This window comes from Bacillus sp. SRL337, assembly GCF_984799155.1.
The window spans coordinates 2,582,579-2,598,235 of record NZ_OZ481793.1 but is presented as its reverse complement, the minus strand read 5'-3'; the positions used below and the strand labels follow the sequence as shown (position 1 = coordinate 2,598,235).

Annotated in this window: 14 protein-coding genes; 13 read left to right on the top strand and 1 reads right to left on the bottom strand. The window is 44.0% G+C overall.

The annotated features are described in order from the left end of the window. The first annotated feature begins 356 nt into the window (after nt 1–356). From xylA to AC4E8A_RS13145, 6 genes are all read left to right on the top strand, one after another. Entirely contained in the window at nt 357–1,688 is a 1,332-nt protein-coding gene (xylA, locus tag AC4E8A_RS13170) for a xylose isomerase (RefSeq protein WP_490193608.1), read from the top strand. A gap of 73 nt (nt 1,689–1,761) precedes the next feature. Further along, nucleotides 1,762–3,261 carry a xylulokinase gene (gene xylB / locus AC4E8A_RS13165; RefSeq protein WP_490193607.1) on the top strand — a complete coding sequence of 500 codons (1,500 nt, stop codon included), beginning with the start codon at nt 1,762–1,764 and terminating at the stop codon, nt 3,259–3,261. A gap of 84 nt (nt 3,262–3,345) precedes the next feature. After that, nucleotides 3,346–3,999, top strand: coding sequence for an SGNH/GDSL hydrolase family protein (locus AC4E8A_RS13160; RefSeq protein WP_490193606.1), 654 nt, complete (start codon nt 3,346–3,348; stop codon nt 3,997–3,999). A gap of 17 nt (nt 4,000–4,016) precedes the next feature. Next, nucleotides 4,017–5,063: an aldose epimerase family protein gene (locus AC4E8A_RS13155; protein ID WP_490198865.1), complete on the top strand. Its 1,047-nt coding sequence runs from the start codon at nt 4,017–4,019 to the stop codon at nt 5,061–5,063. 1 nt (nt 5,064) lies between these two features. Beyond that, nucleotides 5,065–6,048, top strand: a complete 984-nt coding sequence (locus tag AC4E8A_RS13150) for an aldo/keto reductase (RefSeq protein ID WP_490193605.1) — start codon at nt 5,065–5,067, stop codon at nt 6,046–6,048. 280 nt (nt 6,049–6,328) lie between these two features. After that, nucleotides 6,329–6,949 carry a polysaccharide deacetylase family protein gene (locus tag AC4E8A_RS13145; RefSeq protein WP_490193604.1) on the top strand — a complete coding sequence of 207 codons (621 nt, stop codon included), beginning with the start codon at nt 6,329–6,331 and terminating at the stop codon, nt 6,947–6,949. Nucleotides 6,950–7,023: 74 nt separating this feature from the next. Here AC4E8A_RS13145 and AC4E8A_RS13140 read toward each other — a convergent pair whose 3' ends face one another. Further along, complete coding sequence (locus AC4E8A_RS13140) at nt 7,024–7,656, bottom strand: YesL family protein (RefSeq protein WP_490193603.1); 633 nt, start codon at nt 7,654–7,656, stop codon at nt 7,024–7,026. Between the two features lie 152 nt (nt 7,657–7,808). Between AC4E8A_RS13140 and AC4E8A_RS13135 the strand changes: the two genes are divergently transcribed. The 7 genes from AC4E8A_RS13135 (at nt 7,809) to AC4E8A_RS13105 (ending at nt 15,598) form a co-directional block, all read left to right on the top strand. Continuing rightward, nucleotides 7,809–9,578: a sensor histidine kinase gene (locus tag AC4E8A_RS13135; protein WP_490193602.1), complete on the top strand. Its 1,770-nt coding sequence runs from the start codon at nt 7,809–7,811 to the stop codon at nt 9,576–9,578. Beyond that, complete coding sequence (locus AC4E8A_RS13130; protein ID WP_490193601.1) at nt 9,550–10,332, top strand: response regulator transcription factor; 783 nt, start codon at nt 9,550–9,552, stop codon at nt 10,330–10,332. The genes AC4E8A_RS13135 and AC4E8A_RS13130 overlap by 29 nt, the downstream gene beginning before the upstream one ends. Nucleotides 10,333–10,443: 111 nt before the next feature. Then, complete coding sequence (locus AC4E8A_RS13125; RefSeq protein ID WP_490198864.1) at nt 10,444–11,745, top strand: extracellular solute-binding protein; 1,302 nt, start codon at nt 10,444–10,446, stop codon at nt 11,743–11,745. A gap of 288 nt (nt 11,746–12,033) precedes the next feature. Beyond that, the gene (locus AC4E8A_RS13120; protein WP_490193600.1) at nt 12,034–12,912 is read left to right on the top strand and encodes a carbohydrate ABC transporter permease; all 879 of its coding nucleotides are present in this window, start codon (nt 12,034–12,036) and stop codon (nt 12,910–12,912) included. A gap of 16 nt (nt 12,913–12,928) precedes the next feature. After that, on the top strand, nt 12,929–13,831 hold the full coding sequence (locus AC4E8A_RS13115; RefSeq protein ID WP_490193599.1) for a carbohydrate ABC transporter permease: 903 nt from the start codon (nt 12,929–12,931) through the stop codon (nt 13,829–13,831). Between the two features lie 933 nt (nt 13,832–14,764). After that, nucleotides 14,765–15,178, top strand: a complete 414-nt coding sequence (locus tag AC4E8A_RS13110; RefSeq protein ID WP_490193598.1) for a DUF2500 domain-containing protein — start codon at nt 14,765–14,767, stop codon at nt 15,176–15,178. Between the two features lie 186 nt (nt 15,179–15,364). Next, a complete protein-coding gene (locus AC4E8A_RS13105; protein ID WP_490193597.1) occupies nt 15,365–15,598 on the top strand; it encodes a hypothetical protein in 234 nt (77 codons plus the stop codon). The last annotated feature ends 59 nt before the right edge of the window (nt 15,599–15,657 follow it).

Sequence of the window (15,657 nt, the reverse complement as noted above, 5' to 3'; positions counted from 1 at the left end):
TCGTATGATCTTAATAGCTCTTTGAAGAATTCAGTAAACACGCAAAGAGAAAGAGGATGCAAAGTTGGTCTTATGAATGCCTCAGGCAGCAACCAAAAAAGAATGATGGGAAGGATCCGTCTTATAATAGCTCGGCGGTACTTCCCAAATGTAAAAGAGGTAAATTGGATTTACTGGGCAGCACGAGAAATCTAAAGGCATCTCCAGACGGCAAAAAACCGACAAAAAATATTCATGATCACTTAGTTTATTTAATAGACAAACTAAGTTAGCGGTGCTATAATGAGTTCAACTAAAGGTTTTGAAAGCCTTTACATACCACTAAATCAACGATTAACTTATAGGGGGAAAACCAAATGGCCTATTTTGAAAACATTAACAGAATTGAATTTGAAGGAGCTTCATCCAAAAACCCTTTTGCTTTTAAGTATTACAATCCTGAAGAGACGATCGGTGGACAGACGATGGAAGAAATTCTGCGTTTCTCCGTTGCATACTGGCACACGTTTACAGCAGACGGTTCTGATCCGTTTGGTGCAGGTACTGCCATTCGCCCATGGGATAACCTGAAAGGAATGGATATGGCAAAAGCTCGCGTTGAAGCGGCTTTCGAACTTTTTGAAAAACTGAACGTTCCATTCTTTGCTTTCCATGATGTCGATATCGCACCTGAAGGAAGAACACTGAAAGAAACAAATGAAAACCAGGATGTCATTCTTGGCATGATCAAGGAGTACATGAAAACAAGCAAAACAAAGCTTCTTTGGAACACGGCGAACATGTTCACGAACCCTCGCTATGTTCATGGTGCTGCGACTTCTCCAAACGCAGACGTATTTGCCTACTCTGCTGCGAAAGTGAAAAAAGGTTTGGAAGTGGCGAAAGAGCTTGGTGCGGAAAACTATGTATTCTGGGGCGGCCGTGAAGGCTATGAAACTCTTTTAAATACCAACATGAAACTGGAACAGGATAACCTGGCACGCTTCTTCCATTTGGCGGTTGATTATGCGAAGGAAATCGGTTTGGATGTTCCATTCCTGATCGAACCGAAACCAAAAGAGCCGACAAAGCATCAATATGACTTTGATGTGGCTACGGGTCTGGCATTCTTGCAAAAATATGATCTGACAGACTATTTCAAGTTCAATATTGAAGCAAACCATGCAACACTTGCCGGCCATACATTTGAACATGAGTTAAGAACGGCACGCATCAACGATATGCTGGGCTCTGTTGACGCCAACCAGGGAGATATGCTGCTTGGATGGGATACAGATGAATTCCCGACTGACATTTACTCCAACACACTGGCTATGTATGAAATCCTTAAGAATGGCGGACTTGGCAAAGGCGGCCTCAACTTTGATGCAAAAGTAAGAAGAGGTTCATTTGAAGCTGATGACCTGTTCCATGCGCATATTGCTGGAATGGACGCATTCGCAATCAGCTTGAAAGTAGCGAACAAACTGATTGAAGATAAAGTGCTTGATAGCTTCGTAGAGGACCGCTACAGCAGTTATAATGAGGGAATCGGGCTTGCCATCGTCGAAGGCAGAACGAGTTTCCGTGAACTGGAAGAGCATGCCCTTCAGTTAACTGAAATCAAGAATACATCAGGCAGAACGGAACGCCTGAAAGCGGTCATCAACCAATACATCCTGGAAACTCTTTCAAGTGTGACGGCGTAACTCATTTTAATAGAACCTGAATGTGCTGGCAGTAGGTATACTCCAGCACATTTTCATAGAAAGGAAGATGGAAATGAAATATGTCATCGGGGTAGACCTCGGTACAAGTGCGGTAAAAATCCTGCTTGTCAATCAGAACGGGGAAGTCACGAATGAAATATCCAAATCGTATCCCCTCATCATTGAAAAATCAGGCTACAGTGAACAGGACCCTGAAGAATGGGTAAGCCAAACAATAGCAGGGTTAAAAGAACTCACCCAGCAGTTCGACGGGGATGTGACGGATATAGAAGGAATCAGCTTCTCGGGACAGATGCACGGGCTTGTATTAGTCGATGAAACAAACGAAGTTCTCCGGAATGCGATCCTCTGGAATGATACCAGAACCACTCCGCAATGCCAGGAAATCTACGACAGAGTCGGTAAAGACCATTTACTGGACATCACCAAGAACCCGGCCTTGGAAGGTTTCACACTGCCAAAGATTCTTTGGGTGAAAGAAAATGAACCTGAGTTGTTTGAGCGCGTCGAAGTGTTCTTGCTGCCAAAGGATTACCTTCGATTCAGGCTGACAGGAACCATACATATGGAGTATTCGGATGCAGCAGGGACACTATTACTGAATGTGGCCAAACGGGAGTGGAGCAGTGAAATTCTTGAGAAATTCAATCTCTCAGAGGATTTTTGCCCGCCATTGGTTGATTCGCATGATTTTGTCGGAACCCTGAAGCCTGAGGTAGCTGAAAAGACCGGCTTATCCAATATGTTGAAAATTTTTGCCGGTGGCGCTGACAATGCCTGCGGTGCGATCGGGTCAGGGATATTATCTGAAGGAAAGACATTGTGCAGCATCGGGACTTCAGGGGTCGTGCTCTCCTATGAAGGCCGAAGTGATCTTGATTTTGAAGGGAAGGTCCACTACTTCAACCACGGTGAAGAAAATGCTTTCTATACTATGGGAGTGACGCTGGCTGCCGGTTATTCCTTGAGCTGGTATAAAGATACATTTGCAAACGAAGATTCTTTTGACCGGGTTTTAGAAGGAATCGAAGCTGTACCTCCGGGAAGCAACGGCTTGGTATTCACTCCTTATATTGTCGGGGAACGGACTCCGCATGCCGATTCAACGATTCGCGGGAGTTTTATCGGAATCGATGCATCGCATGATCGGAAGCATTTTTCCCGTGCTGTCCTTGAAGGAATCACCTTCTCCTTGAATGAATCGCTGGAAATCTTCCGCAGCAGCGGAAAAACGATTGAAACCATCGTCTCTATAGGCGGCGGGGCGAAGAACGAAACGTGGCTGCAGATGCAGGCCGATATTTTCAATGCGAAAATGGAGAAACTCAAGCTTGAACAGGGACCAGGAATGGGAGCTGCAATGCTGGCAGCGTACGGATGCGGCTGGTACTCCTCATTAAAGGAGTGTGCGGATGACTTTATCCAGTCATCCAAAACCTATCATCCGATTCCTGAAAATGTAGAAGCGTACAAAAAAGTTTTCTCGGTTTATCAGCAGGTCTACAATCAGACAAAAGAAATGAATGAACAGTTGAGAGCGTTTAGAAAGTGAGGCCCGCCCCACAACACGAAGCAGATGAAGCCTTTCATGCCCTCGGTTTGACGGTCTCTTCTGTTTTTTTACAGGAGGAAAAGTATGAAATTGCAAAATGGCCACAAGCTCTTGTTTATCGGAGATTCTGTAAAAGATTGTGAACGGGCAAAACCTGCAGGCGAAGGACTTCCGGGCTCTCTGGGAAACGGTTATGTATCATTTGTCGATGGACTGCTGCAGGCGGTATACCCGGAATTGGGGATACGTGTGGTGAATAAAGGAATCAACGGGCATACGGTGCGTGATTTGAAAAGCCGTTGGCAAAAGGATGTACTGGAGCAGAAACCTGACTGTCTGGCGGTCATGATAGGCATTAATGACGTTTGGCGTCAATATGATACACCATCCATAACGGAGGGCCATGTGTACATTGAGGAGTATGAGACTACATTGAGATCTCTCATTGACGAGACCAAGCCTCAGGTAAAAGAAATCATCCTGATGACACCTTTTTACCTGGAACCGAATGAAGAGGATGCCATGCGTAATACGATGGATCAGTTTGGGCGTGCTGCACAGAAGATTGCCGTGGAGACAGGGTGCTTGTTCGTCGATACCCAGGCAGCATTCAATCGGGTGTTGTCAAACCTTTATCCTGCAGCCATTGCCTGGGACCGGGTGCATCCTTCAACTGCCGGACACATGGTGCTGGCCAGGGCGTTTCTGGCAGAGATCGGTTTTGACTGGAATCGGTAAAAAAAGGGGGACAGATGATGGAGATTCTAAAAGAAAGCTTTGGAGAAATTGATGGCCGGGAAGTAGAAGCTTTTACACTGAAGAATGAGAGTGGGATAGAAATCACAGCCATTACCTACGGTTGTATCATCACCACAATTCTTGTTCCCGACAAAAAGGGACACTTTGAGAATATTGTGCTTGGTTATGATTCCCTCGACGATTATGCGGACAATCCTGCGTTCCTCGGAGCTGTCGCAGGAAGAGTTGGAGGCCGTATCGGGGGAGGCGAGTTCGAACTTGATGGCGAAACGTATACACTTGCACAGAACAATGGAAATAACCATTTGCATGGGGGTGTTAAAGGATTTAATAAAGTAATCTGGAATGCGGAGATTCTGGACCGCGGCGTTCGTTTTACCTACGTCAGCCGTGATGGTGAGGAAGGGTATCCTGGAAATTTGAAAGCCGGGGTTACTTATACTCTCAATGAACAGAATCGATTGAGCATGAAGTATGAAGCGGAAACGGATAAGAAGACGATTTTGACGTTGACCAACCATTCTTATTTTAATTTGAGCGGAAATGTAAAAAGAAATGTCCTGCAGCATAGGCTTCAGCTGAAGAGTGACCAATTTCTGGAGCTTGATGAGGAATTCATCCCAACAGGCACTCTGCTTGATGTCGAGGATACGCCTTTTGATTTTAGAAACAGCAGGGAGATCAGGGAAGGAACGGTTTCAGAGCATCCTCAAAATCGTTTAGTTGGGAATGGGTATGATCATCCATTTATATTAAACACACACCATGACAAGGAAATCCATTTATACGATCCGCCGAGCGGGAGGACCCTGACAGTCGAGACCGATGAACCGGCTGTCGTAGTGTATTCAGGAAATTCCTTGGACTCTGCTGGAGAGGTTGGCGGTAGAAAAGGGGAGAAGTATCTTGGTATCTGCTTTGAAACACAAGGGTATCCGGATGCCATTCATCATCCTCAATTTCCATCGACGATTCTGGATGTCCATGAAAAGTATTCTTCTGCGACCACTTTTATATTTGGAATTGAAAGAGAGGAGAAATAATATGAATTATCGTGAACTGGGAAACACAGGAATCAAAATCAGTGAGGTCAGTTTCGGGACGTGGGCCATCGGCGGCTCCTGGGGAAAGACAAGTGATGCTGAAGCATTGAAATCATTGGAATATGCAATGGACAACGGTGTCAATTTCTTTGACACGGCCGATGTGTATGGCGACGGACACAGTGAGGAATTACTGGCAAAGGCGACAAAAGGGAAGGAAGACGAGATCTATATTGCCACTAAATTCTGCCGCCAAGGTGACATCTTCGACCCGCAGACCTACAGTTATGAGCAGGTAAGAAGCTATTGTGAAGACAGCCTGCGCCGATTGAACAGGGAGGCCATCGATTTATATCAAATCCATTGCCCGGCAACCGGAATTTTAAGAGATGGCAGTGTGTTTGAAGTACTGGACCGCTTGAAAGAAGAAGGGAAAATCCGCCACTATGGTGTCAGTGTCGAGACGGTTGAAGAAGGCCTGATCAGCTTAAAGAATCCAAATGTGAAAAGCCTGCAGATCATTTTCAATATGTTCCGCCAGAAACCATTGGAAAAACTGATTCCGCAAGCACATGAAAATGGAGTCGGCCTTCTTGTCAGACTGCCGCTTGCAAGTGGGCTGCTGACAGGAAAATTCAGCAAGGACCATGTGTTTGAAGAGGATGATCACCGCAACTTCAATGAGAACGGGGAAGCCTTCAATGTAGGGGAAACATTTGCCGGCCTAGGATTCAAAAAAGGAGTGGAGCTGGCTGAACAGCTGAAGTGGATTGCTGAAGGACGAAACTCAATGGCGAGTGCATCCTTACGCTGGATTTTGGATCAAAAAGAAATCACAGCCATCATCCCGGGATTCAAAAACCTGAAGCAGGTGCAGGATAATCTGTCCACGCTGGAAACAAAATCATTTACAGCAGAAGAACAGCAGAGGCTTCAGCGTTTTTATGAAGAAAATGTGAAGGATTTCATCCGCGGGGCTTATTGATTAGCATATAAAGGGGTGAATCGTTGCGTGCCAGGTACTATACCATTGAATGTGTACCTGGCACCAAACCCCTGGTTTGTATCAAGCGCAAAAAGTCTCGATTGGACAAGTTCATCCAAATCACAATTCAGGAATTGCGTCAGATTCTATTGTTTTTGTGTCTGCTAGGGAAGTAGCGGATTAAATCAGCCAAGCGATTGCGTCTTGGATGACTTTCGTGTGTTAAAACACCGGCAAGAAGCGTCAAAAAAATATCCACATTTCAAAAGGGGGCATCCAAATGTCCGGCTGCATACTAAACAAACTGACTACAACGAAAAAAGCCATCGCCTTCACATTCGATGATGGGCCTAACCCTGTCTATACTCCCCAGGTCCTTGAAATCTTCCAAAAGGTAAACGGAAAAGCGACATTTTTCATAATCGGAGAACAAATGGAAACCTCGCCTGAGCTGGTCAAGAAGGCTGCAGAGCTTGGTCATGAAATTGGGAATCATACATACTCACATCCCAAACTCACGGAAATCAACCGGGAAAAGGCAGAATCGGAAATCGATCAAACAGCAAAGATAATAGAGAAATGGACAGGGCAAAGGCCAGCTCTTTTCCGGCCGCCTTATCTCGACTTTGATGAGCATACGGCACAGCTGCTTGAGGGAAAAGGTTATCAGAAGATGATCGGGGCAGTTAACATGGAAGCAGCCGACTGGGATCTGCCAGGAGTGGACTTTATACTCGAAAAATCAAAGAGTGTCATTGAAAACGGCAGCATCCTCCTTTTCCATGATGGATATGGGGACCGCTCGCAGACAATAGAAGCCGTAAAGATTTTGGTTGAAGAATTAACGGAACAAGGATATGAGCTCGTCACAGTCAGTGAGCTTATGAAACTGGCAAAGTAAAACACATTACTGCTTTAAAGCAGCGGGGGACTGTCCCCTAGTGCTTTAAAGCGTTGATGGATGAAGGAAGCACATTATGTTGTTTGTGCTTCCTTTTGTTTCTTATCGATTCGCTGAAAAGCCAGGTAACAGGCTGCCATGATGATCGCTGCCGTGAAACTGCCGCCGAAGATGAACAGCAGAGCGGGCAGGGCATTCATGACGAACAGGGTCGCGGTGACCCCTGCAAGCATGAGAATAGTGGGGACAGGGTTCAACAGCATGATCAGGAAAGCATTTTTTAACACCTGAAAAAATCCGACATTGTAGTGAACATAAACCGGGATGGTATACAGTACAGTCATCACGATCGCGACGATCATCAGGTAAAGCGGAATATGAGTAACCTGGAAACCATCGGTGCCATTGACACTCATATAATGCAAGTCCAGATAGACAATGCCGGCCATTCCTGCAAAGACTGCCCCTAGAAGATTACTTTTGAAAAACTCATTTCTAAAGGTTGTCCAAAAGGTTTGCAGGATCGAAATCTCGTAATCTCCCATGATCAACTTGCGAAGAATAGTAAACAGTGAAACGGTAGCCGGCAACAATCCAAAAACGACGAGCCCCAAAAGGGTGAAGCAAATCCATAAAATGTTTAAATAGGCAAACTTTGTAATCCACTCGGTAAGGGAATAGAGCCCCCTCATTGCTCGATTATTCATAAGATAAGACCCCTTCGTTATGCGCTTACATTTTAGTCTGTCTATCATTATAGACCAAATTCTGATATTTAGGAATAGTGTTAACGTTTTTGAAGAAATAAGATATAGTTAACTAAAAAACTATTTTAGAAAAGTAGAAAGGCGAAATTCTCATGTTGAAGAAACTACGCAAATTAAATACACTCCGAAATCAGATATCGTTTGTGTTTTTGGTTGTCATGGCAACTGTACTGGCATTGGTCAGCATCCTTACCTACAACCAGGTTTCGAACCTGCTGAAAAATAATGCAGAGAAACAAATTGAACAAACCGCCATGGAAGCGAACGGACGTCTGGAGTCTCTGTATAAACAAATCAGTACCGCTTCCAAGCTGGTGATGACGAACAGGACCATTCAAGGTGTGCTTGAAAGAGCATATGAAGGGAAAGACATTGATTTTAATGAGCGGCAGGAGTTGGAAGGGGTCGTAAACAATATCCAGGCCAACACAGATGGAATCTTTTCCTTTGAGATGTATACCCGCGACATGAATCGCCTGCTGCCTCTGGATGATACCAGCCTTGTCACAAGAATCGACAAGAAATGGATCATCGAGGCCGACAAGGCAAACGGCGGCTTGATCTGGATAGGAGATGATCCTCGCAATTCCGATAACCTGCTGGCTTTGCGCCGGGTGAATTTGATGGGCAAGGGCTATGATACAGGTGGATATCTTCTCATCAGTATCTACCGCAACTATTTGCAATTTGAAAATGTAGCACATCAGACGAACCAATACTCGCTTTTATTTGATAAAGATATGGAGCCGATCCTATCCAATTACGAAGAACCTTTGACACCGATTGTTAAAAATAAAGATGGAAGCATTATCTTGAATAATGTTGAGTACATCGTGACAAGGAAGACATCGCCAATCACGGATTGGACCCTGATTATCCTGACGCCGATCAAGGAATTGACGGCCGGAATCAGCGTGCTGCGGATGGTCATGATCATTTCGGGGATCATCGGGTTCATGATCTTTTTAATCAGTTCGCTGTTACTTTCTTCTTTTATCACACGGCCGATCATCAAATTGACAAAAACGATGCAGCAGGCCAGTGCAGGCTCATTATCAATGAATCCAAGTGTGACGACCGTAAACGAAATCAATGAATTGAACAGCACCTATAATCAGCTGGCGAAGCAGACCAACCATTTAATACAGATGGTTTATCAAAAAGAAATTACACGCAGCCGGAGTGAGCTGAAGGCATTGCAGGCGCAGATTAATCCCCATTTTCTATTTAACACTCTGGATGCACTCAAATGGGCATTAGAGGACAAGGATGAAGATGAACTAGCTGAATTTGTCGTTTCCATGTCAGAACTTTTTCGTTATACCATTACGAAACAGACGAACGGAGACTGGGTTACGATCAAAGCAGAGATGCAGCATATCGAAAATTACATGGACATCATGAAGATGCGCTTTGATGACCATCTGAACTGGGAACTGGATCTAGCTCCACAGCTGGATCAAGTTAAGATTCCGAAGCTGCTGATCCAGCCGCTCATCGAAAATGCCGTACTTCATGGGGCTGGAAATACGACTGAGCCTTGTACGATTTCTGTCTCCATCAAGCCAACGGGTAATGAAGGGTTCCTGAAGGTGGAAGTGAAAGACGATGGTCCTGGAATTTCTCAGGAAAAATTAACTTCGATATATGAGGCGATGCACAGTGGAGGCGTCCTTACTAATCATTCCGGTAATGGAATGGCTGTCACAAATGTAAACAAACGCCTTGAACTGTATTATCCAAACCGTTTGAAAAGCGGATTGACAATAGAAAGTAAACCGAACATGGGAACGAAGGTTTCGTTTGAAATACCATTGAATGGAGATGGGGAATATGATGAAAACGATTTTGATCGTAGATGATGAGCCAAGGACCCGCCAAGGACTGGCCAAGACGCTGGACAAGTGGGCAAATGGAAACTTTCAAATTCGTACCGCTTCCAATGGGGAAGAGGCAATGGAGATTATAAAAGTAAATAAAGTTCATATTCTGATCACCGATATCCGTATGCCGGAAATAACAGGACTTCAGTTATTAAAGCTGGTAAAGGAGCAGAACATCCATCCGATCATCATTGTGATATCGGCGTATTCGGAATTTGAATACGCCCAGGAAGCGCTTAGGCTGGGAGTCATCAATTATCTGCTCAAACCTATCAGTAAAAAAGCTTTGGTCGAGGCAGTGGAAGCTGCAGTGGAAGCAGTGGAAAAACAAGAACGCACAGAAACGATCGAGAAAGTAGTGGATAAGAAGCTGGTCACCGCTGGCGGACAGGATTTTTCAAATCGGACACCGATAAGGGAAGCAATTGACTATATCAATCTGAACTTAAAAAATGAGCTGTCACAGAAAGAGGTTGCAGAACATGTCCATTTGAATGCAAGCTATTTGAGTGTCCTTTTTAAGGAGCATGTCAAGATGACATTCAGTGAGTACCTCACCAGAAGGAGGATCCAGCGGGCAAAGGACTTATTGATTTCCACTAACCTGCCAATCAATGAAATCGCAGAAGAATCCGGCTACAGGACAGCAAAATATTTTATTAAGATATTCAAAGAACTGGAGGGTATGACACCAAGCGCTTACCGAAAGGCCAATGATGAAACCGCTTTCTAAAAATAGTAGTATTTTTCCTAATCGTTGTTACCTATTTTTCAGAACTCTCTGACGGTACACTATAAATGTAAGAAACAAACACAAACAAGGTCAAAGGGGGATCTTACATTGTTGAAAAAGAAAGCGTTTGCAATTATGATGGCTTCGCTGATGCTCGTCTCACTTGCTCTTGCCGGATGTTCTTCTTCAAGTTCTGAAGAAGCGAGTGCGGATGGCAAAAAAGTAATTAAATTCATGCACTTGTGGCCGGAAGGCAGTTCAAATGCACAGTTCTCGATCGTGAAGGACATCATCGCAGAATATGAGAAAGATAATGATGTGAAAATCGAAACAGAAATCCTTAATCCGGATCAATACAGAGAAAAGCTGAAAGTCCTGGCTTCTTCCAATGAGCTTCCTGATATCGGGATGACTTGGTCAGACGGCTTCATCCAGCCTTACGTTGAAGGCGACATGTTAGCGCCTCTTGATGAAGTGGATACTGGTGGAGTGGAATTCATCCCTGGCGTGAAAGAATCGTATGCAGTGGATGGAAAAACGTACGGACTTCCACTTGAGTTAAATATCTCATATGTTTTCTACAACAAAGAGATTTTTGAGAAGCATGGTTTAGAAGTTCCTAAGACATATGAAGAATACAAAAACGTAGTGAAAACATTGGCAGATGCCGGTGTTACACCTGCTACGGTTGGTGCGAAAGATGGATGGCCGGCATCATTCTGGTTCATGTATATGGCAGACCGTATCGGCGGCTCTACAATCTTGACGGATGTCATCGATGAAAAAGCAAAATTCGATGACCCTTCTATCAAAAAAGCAGCTGAAGAAATTCAGAATCTTGTAGACATGGGCGGTTTCGTTAAAGGTGCCAGCGCGTTATCCAATGATGATGCAAAAGGCTACTTCATGAATGAACAGGCTGCCATGTTCCTGACAGCAACATGGGAGCTTCCTAACTACACAACAAGCCCTGATGTTACACAAGAATTCAAAGATAAAATCGGTTACTTCAAATTCCCGACCTATGAAGGCGGAAAAGGGGAGTCCATCGATAGTTATGTAGGTGGTCCTGGTGTTGGTCTATTTGTTGCAAAAGACTCCAAAGTCCAAGATGAAGCAAAAGACTTCGCCGGCTACCTTGTGAAAAGATGGGGCGAGAAATCAGTGACAGATGCTGGTGTGATCCCGGCTACAAAAGTGGACACTGCAAGCTTGGATCTGGATCCGATGTACATTGAAATCCTTGATGATCTAAGTGCAGCATCTAACGTAACAACATACTTTGATACTCAATCAAGCCCAGCCGTATCTGAGCTTCACCATGATTTGGTAACAGCTCTGTTCGGAAAACAAGTGACTCCGGAAGAATTTGTGAAACAGCATGCGGACGAACTTGCCAAAGAGCGGGAGTAATACAATTCTTGGATGGAGGGCATATCGAATATGCCCTCCATTGTTTATTAAGAGATTTAATAGAAAGATTGCAATCAGAAAATTCTGTATCGTCTTAACGTTTAGTAGTGACATCTCTAAATTTCTGTTTGATCGAAGTGGAAGGGGTGCGACCTCCTGCGGGAATAGCGGGACAGGTGAGACCCCGGAGGCAAAGCCGAGGAGGCTCAACGCCCGCCACGCGGAGTCGTGCCCCTGAAACGGAGATCAACCTCAAGAAGTCTTTTAACAAGAAGGGAGTATAGAAAAATGAAAAGTGTAATGTCAAACAAATGGGTCATCAGCCTTTATGTACTTCCAGCATTAATCCTGATTCTCCTATTAATCTATATTCCGATCGTCCTCACCGGCATTTACGGCTTGATGGACTGGAACGGAATCGGCAAAATGCAATTCACCGGTTTGGATAACTACATAGAACTGGTCAAGGACGCGATGTTCTGGAAAAGCACATGGCATTCGATCCTGCTTGGGCTGTTTTCAACCTTGAGCCTGGCCGGCTATCTAATTTTGTCCTTGATCTTGGCAAGTAAGATCAAAGGCGCCAACTTCTTTCGGAAAATCTACCTGATCCCGATGCTTTTATCATCAGTTGCCATCGGTCAGCTTTGGGCCAAGATTTTTGATCCATCAAACGGTATGCTGAACAGGCTTCTCGTCCTGATGGGCTTTGAAAACCCGCCAGTATGGCTGGCAGACCCGAATATCGTATTATACGCCTTATTCTTTCCAATTGTCTGGCAGTACGCAGGATTCTATATCATCATCTTCTATGCAGCACTGAAAAATGTACCGGAAGAATTGGTAGAAGCAGCAAAAATCGATGGCGCAACGCCAATCCAGATTGCTTATAAAATCAAAGTGCCATTGATTTCCGGTGTCATTAAAGTCATGGTCATCCTGGCCATCGTCGGTTCATTGAAATATTTCGATTTGATCTTCGTTTTGACAGGCGGCGGGCCGAATGGAGCCAGTGAAGTAATGGCATCGTACATGTACAAAGAAGCATTCAGCAAATACAACTTCGGTTACGGTAGTGCCATCGGCTTCGGCTTATTGGTGATCTGTCTTGTGATGACCTGGGTTATTCAAAAATTAATGACGTCGAAAAACGAAGTCGAATATTAAGAAAGGGGAGAAAAAGATGAGTAAAGTCGCCTTAGAAACCCAATCGCAAGTACAGCCGACGCTCCCAGGTTCTTATAAAACAAGTAAGTCTCTAGGAAAAAGAATTGGTTTCGGCATTCTCTACATCATTCTGGGCATCATTGGAATTGTCCAGGTATATCCGTTAATCTGGTTATTCATGTTTTCACTGAAAACGAATCAAGAGGTGTTCGGGATGTCCCCGTTCGCACTGCCGCAGGATCCGCAGTGGGGGAACTATGTAAAAGCCTGGACAACCGGAAATATTGATACGTACTTTTTTAACAGTGTCCTTTATACAGTAGTCGCTGTCGTTCTGACTGTCATTCTTGCCAGCTTCGTAACATTTGCCGTCACAAGGATGCATTGGAAATTGAGCGGAGTTGTTCTGGGGTTGTTCATGGCAGGGTATATGATTCCCTTGCACTCGACATTGATTCCGTTGTTCAATATTTTTAAATCTGTCAACCTGATTGATAATCCAGTATCCATCATAGTCTCCTATGTTGCGTTCAATCTGCCGATCACGATTATGATCCTGACCGGTTTCTATAAATCGCTGCCAAGGGAAATCGAGGAGGCGGCTGTCATGGATGGCTGTTCCATTCACCGGATTTTCTTCCAAATCACGCTGCCGATGACGATGCCAGTCCTCTCGACAACGGTCATCATCAATATGATCTATAACTGGAATGAATTCGTATTCGTCCAAACCTTCATGAGTTCAGACAAATGGAAAACCATTACAGTTGGCGTGAATAACTTCGTCGGGCAATACCTGACAGACTGGGGTGCCATCGGGGCAACCTTGATGATCAGCATCATCCCGGTATTGATTGCTTACTTCATCCTCAGCGACCGCATTGTTGAAGGAATTGCTGCAGGTTCTGTGAAGGGATGATCCCTTTAATTGACTACCCCTCTGTGAAAAATCGGGCATGTTCCTCATGTCCGGTTTTTTTTATGTGGGAATCCGCCTGGAATTTACTAAGGATGATTCGTTTGGATCGTATTCAATTCTGATGGACCGGAGTGCACATGGTTGATAGTATACAAGAATCAATCGCAACTTTACTGAGATTGAGAGTATAATGGCGGAGTCATTCTGTTTAATCATACAAATATATGATTGGGTTCAATCTTTGGATGAATAGACCAAATTCTTTGTAGTGTAACTAAAATTTGGTTCATTTCTCGAAGGAATGGACCAACATTCGCGTGGTGTTCATGAAATTTGGTGCTATCTTGGGAAAAATAGACCAAATGTTTAGTAGTGGAACTGAAATTTGGTTCATTTCTCTTAAGAATAGACCGACATTCGAGTGGTGTGCATGAAATTTGGTGCAATCTTGGAAAAAATAGACCAAATGTTTAGTAGTGGAACTAAAATTTGGTTCATTTCTCTTAAGAATAGACCAACATTCGCGTAGTGTTCATGAAATTTGGTGCAATCTTGGAAAAAATAGACCAAATGTTTAGTAGTGGAACTAAAATTTGGTTCATTTCTCTTAAGAATGGACCGACATTCGAGTGGTGTTCATGAAATTTGGTGCAATCTTGGGAAAAATAGACCAAATGTTTAGTAGTGTAACTAAAATTTGGTTCATTTCGCGAATAAATCACCCAAATTTTGAGTAGTAATAATGAAATTTCGCGCAATCCAGGAATTGACTGAATTGATGGCAAGGGCCAAGTTGTTCATATCAAAACAGAATCAACCAAGAGATAACGGTGGGTGATTCTCGACCCTGCCGAGGAAAGCCGTATCAGGAATTAAATCTGAAACCTTTTTCAGCTTTTGCTCGTAAAGAAAGGACAGAAGGGAGTTGCTGCTATGGGAGATCCATTTACAATGAATGAACCTATGTTCCAAATTGTTCCTATCTTTATAGGTATTATTTTTGTGATTGTCATTGGCAGTATAGTGGTTTCTGCTTTTAGAGGAATTGGTGAGTGGAACAAAAATGAGCAGTCGCCAAGGCTGAGCGTTCCGGCAGCTGTGAAGTCGAAACGGACTGATGTCAGAAGAAGTTCAAATGTCCATGCCAATGATACTCTCCCCCATTCTTCAAGCAGTCACACAAAGTATTTTGTAACCTTTGAGTTTGAAAGTGGGGACCGGCAGGAGTTCCATGTTTCTGGGAAAGAATTTGGACTGCTGGTTGAAGGGGATAGTGGAACGTTAACGTTTCAAGGAAGCAGATACTTAGGTTTTGACAGGGAAAAGGTAAAGCACGAATCTACGTAAGAATTATTTTGAGTAGTGTGACCGATGATTTACACCTGGATTGAAGGTTATTCATGAAATGAGGACGGTTTTGCACGAAACGAAGGCATCTGTGAGTATGTGCCAACATCAAACTCTTGCACAGTGATTTAATGTACTCCGGGCAGAGGACCATAATCCTGTAACTTCGTTTGAAATGAGTTGGAGATGTTGCAAATAGTAGGCTGGTCATTGATTTTTTGGGGAATGTTTGTCACCTATTCCTCGATTTTCTGCTTGCAGAAGAAAGATTTCTATGATGATAATCCTTTAGGGCGGAGCGGTTATATTGAGTGGGAAGTACTGATGAAGTTCATGAACCGGCTACCCCATCCATTCGTGAAAGTGGCGGTTGTCATCATTGGTTCTTCCTTGATCGTCCTGGGTACATTTATTTTGTGAAGGTAAAGTTCTGCGGACAATGTTCGAGACAACTCTCACCCGAATAAACTATTCATGAT